Origin of the sequence: Methylobacterium pseudosasicola (assembly GCF_900114535.1) — a bacterium.
GTDB lineage: Bacteria > Pseudomonadota > Alphaproteobacteria > Rhizobiales > Beijerinckiaceae > Methylobacterium > Methylobacterium pseudosasicola.
In genome coordinates, this window is sequence record NZ_FOTK01000084.1 from 1 (window position 1) to 9721 (window position 9721).

General features: G+C 63.1%; 11 protein-coding genes and 1 pseudogene. 4 read left to right on the forward strand and 8 right to left on the reverse strand.

What is annotated here, in order from left to right:
- The coding region (locus tag BM228_RS32250) for a transposase (protein ID WP_139234294.1) at positions 1-270 on the reverse strand (270 nt) is incomplete at its 3' end.
- A gap of 75 nt (positions 271-345) precedes the next feature.
- Positions 346-1330, reverse strand: a pseudogene (locus BM228_RS32255) (IS3 family transposase); the annotation flags it as partial.
- A 122-nt stretch (positions 1331-1452) separates the two neighbouring features.
- On the opposite strand from BM228_RS32255, the gene BM228_RS32260 reads away from it, so the two are divergent.
- A protein-coding gene (locus BM228_RS32260) for an IS3 family transposase (RefSeq protein WP_092047292.1) occupies positions 1453-2666 on the forward strand; the annotation gives its coding sequence in 2 pieces (ribosomal slippage) (positions 1453-1732 and positions 1732-2666; 1215 coding nt in all).
- A gap of 145 nt (positions 2667-2811) precedes the next feature.
- Here the strand turns inward: BM228_RS32260 and BM228_RS32265 are convergent.
- Entirely contained in the window at positions 2812-3384 is a 573-nt protein-coding gene (locus BM228_RS32265; RefSeq protein ID WP_280142373.1) for a PAS domain-containing protein, read from the reverse strand.
- A gap of 263 nt (positions 3385-3647) precedes the next feature.
- Between BM228_RS32265 and BM228_RS32270 the strand changes: the two genes are divergently transcribed.
- Positions 3648-4061 (forward strand): helix-turn-helix domain-containing protein, encoded by a 414-nt coding sequence (locus tag BM228_RS32270; RefSeq protein WP_092047295.1) that lies wholly within the window; start codon positions 3648-3650, stop codon positions 4059-4061.
- A 37-nt stretch (positions 4062-4098) separates the two neighbouring features.
- Here BM228_RS32270 and BM228_RS36205 read toward each other — a convergent pair whose 3' ends face one another.
- The 3 genes from BM228_RS36205 to BM228_RS32285 form a co-directional block, all read right to left on the reverse strand.
- Entirely contained in the window at positions 4099-4266 is a 168-nt protein-coding gene (locus tag BM228_RS36205; protein ID WP_425285032.1) for a DUF6894 family protein, read from the reverse strand.
- Between the two features lie 234 nt (positions 4267-4500).
- Positions 4501-4917, reverse strand: a complete 417-nt coding sequence (locus BM228_RS32275) for a Crp/Fnr family transcriptional regulator (RefSeq protein ID WP_167367896.1) — start codon at positions 4915-4917, stop codon at positions 4501-4503.
- Positions 4918-5471: 554 nt separating this feature from the next.
- On the reverse strand, positions 5472-5942 hold the full coding sequence (locus BM228_RS32285; RefSeq protein WP_139234325.1) for a hypothetical protein: 471 nt from the start codon (positions 5940-5942) through the stop codon (positions 5472-5474).
- Positions 5943-6209: 267 nt separating this feature from the next.
- Here BM228_RS32285 and BM228_RS32290 point away from each other — a divergent pair, with 267 nt between their 5' ends.
- Positions 6210-6452: a hypothetical protein gene (locus BM228_RS32290; RefSeq protein WP_092047303.1), complete on the forward strand. Its 243-nt coding sequence runs from the start codon at positions 6210-6212 to the stop codon at positions 6450-6452.
- Positions 6453-6846: 394 nt separating this feature from the next.
- Here BM228_RS32290 and BM228_RS32295 read toward each other — a convergent pair whose 3' ends face one another.
- A complete protein-coding gene (locus BM228_RS32295) occupies positions 6847-7452 on the reverse strand; it encodes a PAS domain-containing protein (protein WP_092047305.1) in 606 nt (201 codons plus the stop codon).
- A gap of 177 nt (positions 7453-7629) precedes the next feature.
- Here BM228_RS32295 and BM228_RS32300 point away from each other — a divergent pair, with 177 nt between their 5' ends.
- Complete coding sequence (locus BM228_RS32300) at positions 7630-7875, forward strand: hypothetical protein (protein WP_092047307.1); 246 nt, start codon at positions 7630-7632, stop codon at positions 7873-7875.
- A gap of 792 nt (positions 7876-8667) precedes the next feature.
- On the opposite strand, the gene BM228_RS32305 is transcribed toward BM228_RS32300, so the two are convergent.
- Positions 8668-9660: an IS481 family transposase gene (locus BM228_RS32305; RefSeq protein WP_092037876.1), complete on the reverse strand. Its 993-nt coding sequence runs from the start codon at positions 9658-9660 to the stop codon at positions 8668-8670.
- Positions 9661-9721 lie beyond the last annotated feature (61 nt).

A 9721-nucleotide genomic window follows, 5' to 3' on the forward strand; every position in this document is an offset into this window, starting at 1 on the left:
CGAGGCGACGTCCGCTAGAACTTGTTTCTCCAAGGACAAGTCGGCTACCAGCCGCCGCAATCGAGCGTTCTCGCGCTCCAGATCCTTCATCTTCTTAGCTTGATCGACCTTCAGGCCGCCGTACTCCTTACGCCAGCGGTAGTAACTCTGCTCGGAGACATTCGCTTCCTTGCATGCAACGGCGATGCTCTTTCCCTGGGCCGTCTGCACCTCGATCTGGCGCAACATCAGCACGACCTGCTCCGCACTTGGCCTCTGTCCTCGCTTCATCCCCAACTCCTCTGGTCCTGGCTGATCCTCTCAATCAGCCCGGTCCAAAGCCAGCCGGTCAGGTCATGAGCCCCAGCCGGTCCGGCTCATGGAGGGGATCGCCTTCATGCCGACGAGTTGCTTTCGATAGGCCTCGGCGGCGTACTGGCTGCCGCGATCAGAATGACAGATGAGCCCAGCGGCCGGTCGCTGCCGTTGGGTGGCCATCATCAGGGCGGCCGACGTCAACTCGGTCCGCATGTGATCACGCATGGACCAGCCGACGATCTTGCGCGTGGCGAGATCGAGCACGGCGGCCAGGTAGAGCCAGCCCTCGCCGGTGGGCGGGTACGTGAGGTCGGCGAGCCAGACCGTGTTGGGCAGCGCGGCGGAGAACTGCTGCTTCAGGAGGTTGGAGGCGATCGGCAGATCGTGGCGGCTGTCGGTCGTGCAGGGCCGGAATCGGCGCCCTGCCAGGGCTCGGATGCCATGACGGCGCATCAGGCGCTCCACCCGCCCTCGACTGGCCGTTCGTCCCTCCGCACAAAGGGTGGCATGCACCCGAGGCGAGCCGTAGCGCCTGTGATGCCCGGCATGAATACGCCGGATGTCGTCGAGAAGGCGACGGTTGGACGCCGACCGGGCACTCTCGGGACGAGATCGCCAGTCGTAGTAGCCGCTGTGAGAGACTTCGAGCACGCGGCACATGAGACGCACCGGCCAGGTGCTCGCATGCTGCTCGATGAAAGCGAACGTTACTTGGGCATCTCCGCAAAGATGCCGATCGCTTTTTTAGGACGTCGCGCTCCATGCGCGTCCGATCGAGTTCACGCCGCAGACGAACGATCTCAGCGCCTTGGTCGGAGGGGGAAGCCACCGGGCTCGCAGCCGCGGCTCCTGGTGATGCTGCTGCCCGTGGTGGTGAAGAGCCTCCCATCAGCGCCGTGCGCCACTGCCTCAGCATGGAGGGTTGGATCCCAAGTTCGGCCGCGATCTGCATCTGTGGTCGCCCGCTGCTTTCCAGCAGGGCCACCGCCTCGCGTTTAAACTCGGGCGTGAACTCCCGTCTCGTCTTCGCCATCAAACACCTTCCCAGCCCGCAAGGAGCGTATCAGAGGTGTCCGTAGAGCCGGGGGAGGATCAGGATGGGATTGCCCCTGTTTGGTGGACACCGAGAGCGCTTTCGCGTGAGGTGTTTGTCCAATGCCGAAGAGTCGTCCCCCTTACCCCATCGAGTTCCGCAGACAGATGGTCGAGTTGGTCCGCGCCGGGCGTGATCCGAACGATCTGGCTCGCGAGTTCGAGCCCTCCGCGCAGGCCATCCGCAACTGGGTTGCCGAGGCCGATCGCAGCGAAGGCCGACGTGAGGCGAAGCCGCCGCCTGCCGATCCGGGCCTGACGGCTGCCGAGCGCGACGAACTCGTCCGGCTTCGGCGTGAGAACCGACAACTCAAGCTGGAGCGCGATATCCTCTCTCGCGCGACGGCCTGGTTCGCTCGGGAGACCGGGGTTCTCCCCTCGGGGTCTTCCGGTTCATGAGCGCCAACCAGGCCGATTTCCCCATCGCCGCCATGGCGCGCGCGCTCGGCGTATCGAAGGCCGGGTACTATGCCTGGGTCGACCGGCAGCCATCGGCGCGACGGTTGGCAGACACGGCCTTGCTGAAGAGGATCCGCACCGTCCATCTCGGCTCGCACGAGACCTATGGTGCACCGCGCGTCCACGCCGATCTACGCGACCAGGGTGAACGGCATTCTCGCAAACGCATCGCCCGGTTGATGCGCGAAGCCGGTCTCGTCGGAACCAGCCATCGGCGCGGCGGGCCTGTCACGACGCGGCGAGATCGAGAGGCGCGACCGGCCCCCGACCTCGTCGATCGCAACTTCGCGGCCACCGCCCCGAACCGGCTCTGGGTGGCCGACATCACCTACGTGCCCACGGCCGCCGGCTTCCTCTATCTCGCGGTGGTGCTCGACGCCTTCAGCCGCCGGATCGTCGGGTGGGCCATGGCGACTCACCTACGCTCGAAACTCGTCCTGGACGCTCTGGAGATGGCCGTCACCCAGCGCAGGCCCCGCGATGTCATCCACCACTCCGATCAGGGCTCGCAATACACGTCGCTGGCCTTCGGCAATCGATGCCGGGAGGCTGGCGTACGACCCTCGATGGGCTCGGTCGGCGATGCCTACGACAACGCCATGGCCGAAAGCTTCTTCTCGACCCTCGAATGTGAGTTGCTCGCCCGCCGCTGCTTCCGCTCGCAGGCCGAGGCTCGGATGGCTTGCTTCAGCTATATCGAGGGCTTCTACAATCCGCTGCGCCGGCACTCGGCGCTCGGCTACCGCTCGCCCGTCGTCTACGAGAATGAAACCCGCTCGGACCCGTTGCCCGAGACCCTGCTCAGCCAAGCCCCCTGAACCGTCCACAGAAACGGGGCAATCCCAATCCCAATCACTTTGATGTGCGCGAGGCCGGGTGAGCCGTGATGAGATGGCCGTCCTGATAGCCAGTCGGGTCCACGACGTATTGCTGGGCGTTTGGCTGATGGGTGCGACCGGTCATTCAGTGGAGTTGCGTTGGATCATGGCCGCTTTGTTCAGCCTGCGCGAGTTCGACACCGACCACGTGTAGCGCTTCCTCTATGATGGGGCGTAGGCGTGCCACACCAGCCGTGGCAACGAGGGAGTGGACCATAAGCAGCAGGTCTGCGGTCAACTCTAGAGGAGATCCTGGCGTAGGGCGGCCGCGCGCCAGGACGAACTGGCCGACCGAACCGTCTGCCGGCAGATCCATGACTTCGTCCTCGGGGATGCGCGTGATCGAGCCGAGGAAGCCGAGGAAGGTTTGGTCCGGTGGGCCGAACGAGGGTATCGCCCCCGCAGCAACCCACATGTATTGCCCCTCGCGGCTCAACAGCCGGTAGCGAAGGCTGAACGGACTCTGCGTTTGGATCGCGTTGGCGACGATCATTCGAGCAGTCTCACGATCGTCGGGGTGCACGACCTTGGTCCATCCGAACCCAACGGCGTCCTCAAGGGATTGGCCGGTGCACTCAATCCATTCCCGACTGACGAAAGTCGCCCGCCCGTCGGCGTTCGTGACGAAGATCATGAGGCACTGCTCGACAAGGCGAATGACGCCGCGGAGGTTTGTGTAGGGCTCCGCGCGCTGCCTATCACCATCTCAATTCATCTGGAGCATTCCTCTACAGAAACTCGGAGGCAAATTACGTGATCGCTGTACGCTCGGGCGCCGTTCACGGAGGGGAACGGCCGAGCTATGCGGGACGCGCAATCCTCGGTTGTTTGATCGTGCACAAATCAATTACGCGTTATGTGGTTTCTGCGTGACCGACGCACTGGCCAACCGTGGCCGTGGTTCTAGAAGGTCGCCTCGGAATGACTGCCACCAACAAGCCAAAGCTAGTGACCGACGCCGACCGTACCATCGGTAGTCGCATCGCCACGCTCCGCGCTGCGCAGGGCTTGAGCCAGACTGTCCTCGGCCAGGCGATCGGGGTGAGCTTCCAGCAGGTGCAGAAGTACGAGAAAGGCCGTAACCGTATCGGTGCCGGTCGGCTTCAAGCCATCGCCGACCTACTGCACGTACCGGTCGAAACCTTCTTCTCCGGGCAGTCAGGGTCGGTCGATGGTGCAGCTCCCGCTCCGACGTTCTTCGACGATCCGAAGGTGATGGAACTCGTGATGGCGTTCACGAGCATCCCGGACGAAGCGACGCGTGACAGCATCCTATCGATCGTCAAAACGGCAGCCAGCCTTCGGCGGGGATCCACCTGTAACGCTGCTTTGTAAGCTTGGAGGCGATGAAGCTAGATGGCGATTGCCTCCACTAGCCCCTGCCCGGTCGTGATCCGGCCCGAGGTGGATGCCAGCTTCCTATAAGATCGAGCGTCGCCGAGTACATGACGGCTCCGCTCTGATCGCGGACCTTCACCCAGAATGTCCGTCGGTCGCCATCGGGGATCTTGTCGCGCGCCATGTCGGAGAGCGCGTCCATCGCGCCAGACGCGCAGAGTTCGCGTCGGCTAGATCCGATCCTTCACTGTCTTCGACGTAACGGTCTCCGTCTTCGGAGTCTATAAAGCACACTGGCATAAGCATTCTCGCCGAGCACAGATCTGTGGCAGCGAGGCATCCCGATCGTCGCAGATCGAAAAGGTGACCGCCGCAGGGGTAATACTATGATCCGCTACGAGGTGGCGTTTTGCAGCATATGTTGAAGTTTTTGGTTTTAGTCTGAACTCGGCGTGCGGTGCGGGTAACCAGGGGTGAACCTACAATAGGTCTGCAGCCGTGCCACATCCGGGATCCGGATGCGGCGGTTTTCCAGCACGATTAGTCGCTCATCCCGTAGGTGTTTCAGCACGCGGTTCATATGAACCGACGTCGAACTCAGGATGTCGGCAGAATCGCTCTGCGTGAATGGCATGGCGTAAGAAGCCCCCTCCGCCAAACCGACCACACCGAGGCGGAGCAGCAACTCACACGACAGATGCGACGTGCGCTCCGGTGCTGCCCGCCCACCTAGGCCGATGAGCCACTCGCGCAGCACGGCCTCGTCGACGAGCGTGGCCCACCACAAGGCATGCGCGATCCGGGGATGGTTCTCGGTCAGATCGCGGATGGTGGCCCGTGAGATCTCCACCATCGTGCACGGCGTCATCGTGGCGATGAGTGATCCATCTCGCCCAGGATCGCCACGTGCAGGTCGCAGGAGTCTCCTGGAACCATGAGCGCCGTGATGTAACGCCGACCGCGTGCCAAGACCCGGTAGCGGCAGGCGAACCCCGACAGGACCAGGTGGACGTTCTCGGGCCTGTCGCCCTCGCAGTTGAGATCCCGGCGAGCGGAGACCTGCCGACTGCGCACGCTGACACGGCGCAAGGCCTTATGATCGGCCTCGGTGAGGCTACCGGCTAAACTGAGCTTGTAAATCAGGGGCGCGAACACGACGGGCGACGCGCACGGGAGCGTTCATTTCGCGCTGGCTCAGGCGGCGTATCGCGGCCATGACAGTATGACTCGAACTGCCGGCCGTGAGACACATAATTCCTCGTCGAAACATCCACATATGTTATAGAATTTGCCGAGAGATTGCCTAACTTAGTTGTCGTCAAGCCTATCGCGCTGCGTTAATATTTTACTTTCGGTGCGCGTCTAGTAAGTGCCGATTTGTGGGATGCGCGATCCCGCCCGTATCCCTCAATGTCGCCGTCGTCCTTTTGACAACCCGCGGGCGATCTCCCGTCCGATTGCCATCAGCAACGCCCGGGCGGGTTCGAGAAGATGCCGCAATCCCGTCGCTTCGATCGCCTCGTAGGCAGCCACACCATGCTCGGCAGCATCGTCCAGCGGGCCGTTGGCGCCGCGCGTGAACCGGCGGCGACCGTCCGCCTCGACGTCCGTGATGTCGATGACGATGCCGAGTGTGAATGTCCGTTGCCCGGCCCCGTCGTAGTAGGTTCGCCCCCGGCACAGGACGCGGCGCACCCCGTGTGCGTTCGAGTTGACCCGATGCTCGCGGATCCGGACGTCCGGTGCCGACCCCGCCTGCAGTATCTGCGAGCGCAGCCATGCGACATCGTCGGTATGCACGCCGGCCAGAGCCTCGGTCATGCTCAGCTCGCGCTCGGCGAGGCTGGCATCACCTGCGAGCAACTCAGCTGCGCTCACGCAGTAACGAGCGGTCTGTCTCCGGTGATCCCATTCCCAGGTTCCAACGACGCCAGCTGCCGCCAGCGCATGATCGCGCCGCTGTCGATTGGAGCATCCGGGGTCGAAATCATGTATCACGCCTCTAACCCGCAATAAATCTATCCTGTTTTCTAATACAACAAATGATGGAGTCTGATTTAAACATATGTTGTGCGCAACGACACATAGTCGCTGGTCGACTGCAATTTCTAAAATCAGCGGCAACCCGATCGTCGGTGACTCGGTATGAGCGATCCCGAGGATGATGAGCTGAAGCGCCACGCGTTGGCGCAGATCGCCAGCGCCCTGAGCGTACCGATCGAGACGTTCCTGGACCCGTCCGTCTTGTGCGGGGATCATCCATCCGAGGCGGATCAGGAGAGCGAGCTGCTCGAACTGTTCCGCCAGGTTAGAGATGTCCCGGCTCGCAGACGGTGCCTCGGTTTCATCCGGGCGCTGACCGAGCCGAAGGCGAGTGAGACGGAGTGACGACAACGGTGCGGGACTGTTTGGGCGCCGTCGGAGCCTGGCTGCTTGGGCGGTATGAGCCCATTGCCCTCAAGCGATTGATCGACCGTCAGGGCCCCATGCTCCACCTGAGTGCACTCGCCAGGACCGCGGTGGATATCAGGATCGCGAGTTGACGAACGCCCCCCCCCGCCCGGTCCGATCACGGATCGGCGGCAGCTGGACGCGGCCAGAGCGGCAGGCGCAGTGACCTGATCGCGCCGTTCCCGGTGGATGCGATGGCTGCGCGCATCCGCTCGCTGATTGAGGCCAGCAGAGAAGCGAAGCGGTAGAGGCAGCGTGATTCCGGACCGATTGCGTTTCACACAACGTGCATCCGTCTCTGCCCCTGGTTGGGTCTGCTGTTGGCAGTCGCTCAGTGGCGTCCGACCCGGGCGAGCGTCTGCCCCAGGTTGATCAACAGCAGGTCCGCCGCCGCCCGAACCCCAGCAGGCGCGTCGGGGCCGAGCGTCTGCTTGAGAGCCAGGGCGAGATCGGTCGCGCGCTCGAGCGGGTCGTCACTCAGACGGGAGCCACTGAGGACGTAGCGCTCGCCCTCGTGATGCATCTCGGTGATGTCGATCAAGATCCCACACGAGCGCAAAGGGTGCCCGGCCTCGGACAGATAAGTACGCCCGCGACTGAGGAGCCATCTTACAGTCCCGTCCTCGGCTATGACACGGTACTCGACCAAGAACAGGCCGCCCGCCCGGGTCACTTGTCCAACATGCCCGATCAACCAATCATGATCGGCGGGGTGCACAGCTGCGATGGCGATCAGCCCGCTGATCTCCTTCTCGGCGAGATCTGGATCGCCGGTCAGCAGCTGTGCCGCACCGGCGTCGTAGACAATGACTTGGCGGGCGTGGTCCAAGTCCCAGGTCCCGACGACGCAGGAGGCTTCAAGGGCGGCGTGCAGACGCTCGTGCGGCACGCTAAAGCGCCCGGACGTGGCCGCTGAACTGTCGAACCGCCGATCCATCGCGTTGCCCCTCCTCTATGCACTCGGACCTTGACGATTGAAACATCTGGCTTCCGCTCACCCAAATGAAAAAGAATTCATTCTGTGGTTGTATACCGCGTTAAAACGTTGCGATAGTACCGGCTTCGATTGCCCGTCCCCGGACCGCGGAGACGCGCGGGAAGGGAGGAGGCGTGCATGGGCGACGATAGCAGGGCCCAAGCCATTACGGGGGGCGATCCAGCACTGGCTCGCAACCTCCGACTGATCGCCGACGCCCTCGGCGTGCCGGTGTCCGATTTCTACGGATCACCAATATTTGACCAGGAAGCCCTAACGCTGCTCTCGCTTGTGCAGACCTACTTTTCACGTGTCGATCCGGACACCCGCAAGCGTTTCATGCAGGCGGTGCTGGCCACGGAGGCTCGGCAATCGATAGCATGATAGCGATCATCCCGCGCGTCTTGACTGCTTCAATCGCCGCTCACCGTAGTGATATAGATCAGTGGATAGGTCGCGCGCCGCATCGCTCGCGTTCCAACTCGTAACGAACGCTTCCGCTTAGCAAATCACGTCACTGGTAGCATGATTGTGCTCGGGGCCGAACCTCTGCTTCCAAGGGTAAGCGAATCACTGCTTCCCACCCAACTTAGCCGTTCAACCGCGGCCTTCGACCCGGCTGGAGTCGGTCGAGAGCGGCATGGCTGCCTCGGAGTAGGTAGCCGCAAACGTGCACGGGCATCCTCCATCTCAGTGTCTGCGCAGAGGCAACACGAAGGTTGCACCGGCCATCGTCGCGCTGAGCCACGGGCCGCCGGAGGCGGTCAACGCGCCGGCCTCCTCGCCCGGGCTGATCGAGCGCCACAAGACCCGCGCGACGGCGATCCCGTTGCGAGTCGGCCAGGTTGCCGTAGCAGGTGCGAACCTCGCGCAGGGCCGGATCGATCCGCGGGGTCGCCACCATCGGCTCGCCCCGATTCGCGATCACCGTCATCGCCTCCAGCGTGCGGGCGACCGAGCCTCAGTTTCACGGTCTGCACGGCACGCTGAATCATCCGCGTCGTTGACCGGCCCTGGTTTGCGGCACTCGACCGACGCGAGCCGGCGCGCTGCGGGACCACGGCAGCAAAGAAACTTTGCGACGACCATCTGCCACTTGGATCGGACATCCCGCCCGCGACCCCGCTCGATAGCGCGGCCGCAAGCGCTGCCAGAAGGCTGACCCTGCGTGCATCGCTAGATGTTTGGTCCCGGCATTTGGTGGAGCGGGTTTGACCTGAAGCGGCTTGGCTCGGCGGACCATGCCTTGCAGATGGCCTCGTAGGGCGTGAGGCCACGCAGGGTCTTCAGACGGCGCGCGAAGTTGTAGGCGCTGACGAAGTCGGCCAAGTGAGCGCGGAGCTGTGCATGGCTGTCGTAGTGGTAGCGCTTGACCGTGGCGTCTTTAATCGTGCGGTTCATCCGCTCGACCTGACCGTTGGTCCAGGGGTGACGCGGCTTGGTCAGCCGATGGTCGATATCGTTGCGGGCGCAGGCGGACTCGAAGCTGTGGGCTCGGAAGGTCTCGCCGGCTGCGATCGCCTCCTTGATGATGGAGGCGGCCGAGGCGACGTTGCCGGGCGTGGTGAAGTGGGTGCCGTTGTCGGTGAGCACTGTGTGCACCTTGTAGGGCACGGCCTCGATCAAATGCCGAAGGAAATCACCGGCAACACGCCGGGTGGCTTTTTCATGCAGCTCCACGAAAGCGAACTTGGTCGTGCGATCGATGGCGACGAGTAGATAAAGCCGATCTTCGGCCGTGTGGACCTCAGCCAGATCAATGTGGAAGTAACCGAGTGGGTAGGCCTTGAAGCGCGACCGCTTAGGCTTGTCTCCATCGACCTCAGGCAGTCGACTGATGCTGTGGCGCTGTAGACAGCGATGAAGCGACGAGCGGGTCAGGTGCGGGATTGTCGCCTGGAGCGCGTAGAGGCAGTCATCGAGCGGCAGGAGCGTATGACGGCGAAAGGCGACCACGACCGCTTCGTCCTCAGGTGACAGCACCGTCGACCGCGGATTTTTGGGACCCGTGCGTTGGTCGGCGACCGAGGCCCGACTCCTCCACTTGGCGACCGTCTTCTGATTGATCCCGTAGCGCTTCGAGAGCGCCCTCAGGCTCGCTTGACTATGCTGGATCGCTCGACGGATTGCCTCAGTCGTCGTGGCGCTGCCGTGAAGAACCTGGCCCATAGTGCGTCCCTCCACTCCGACGTGAAGAGTGCACCATCAAACCCTGGGATCAAACATCTAG

Excerpts from the sequence above, each read along its gene's own strand:
- BM228_RS32270 (WP_092047295.1), top strand. The coding sequence starts at position 3,648 with ATGACTGCCACCAACAAGCCAAAGCTAGTGACCGACGCCGACCGTACC.
- BM228_RS36205 (WP_425285032.1), bottom strand. The coding sequence starts at position 4,266 with ATGGACGCGCTCTCCGACATGGCGCGCGACAAGATCCCCGATGGCGAC.
- BM228_RS32275 (WP_167367896.1), bottom strand. The coding sequence starts at position 4,917 with ATGGTGGAGATCTCACGGGCCACCATCCGCGATCTGACCGAGAACCAT.
- BM228_RS32290 (WP_092047303.1), top strand. The coding sequence starts at position 6,210 with ATGAGCGATCCCGAGGATGATGAGCTGAAGCGCCACGCGTTGGCGCAG.
- BM228_RS32295 (WP_092047305.1), bottom strand. The coding sequence starts at position 7,452 with ATGGATCGGCGGTTCGACAGTTCAGCGGCCACGTCCGGGCGCTTTAGC.
- BM228_RS32300 (WP_092047307.1), top strand. The coding sequence starts at position 7,630 with ATGGGCGACGATAGCAGGGCCCAAGCCATTACGGGGGGCGATCCAGCA.
- BM228_RS32305 (WP_092037876.1), bottom strand. The coding sequence starts at position 9,660 with ATGGGCCAGGTTCTTCACGGCAGCGCCACGACGACTGAGGCAATCCGT.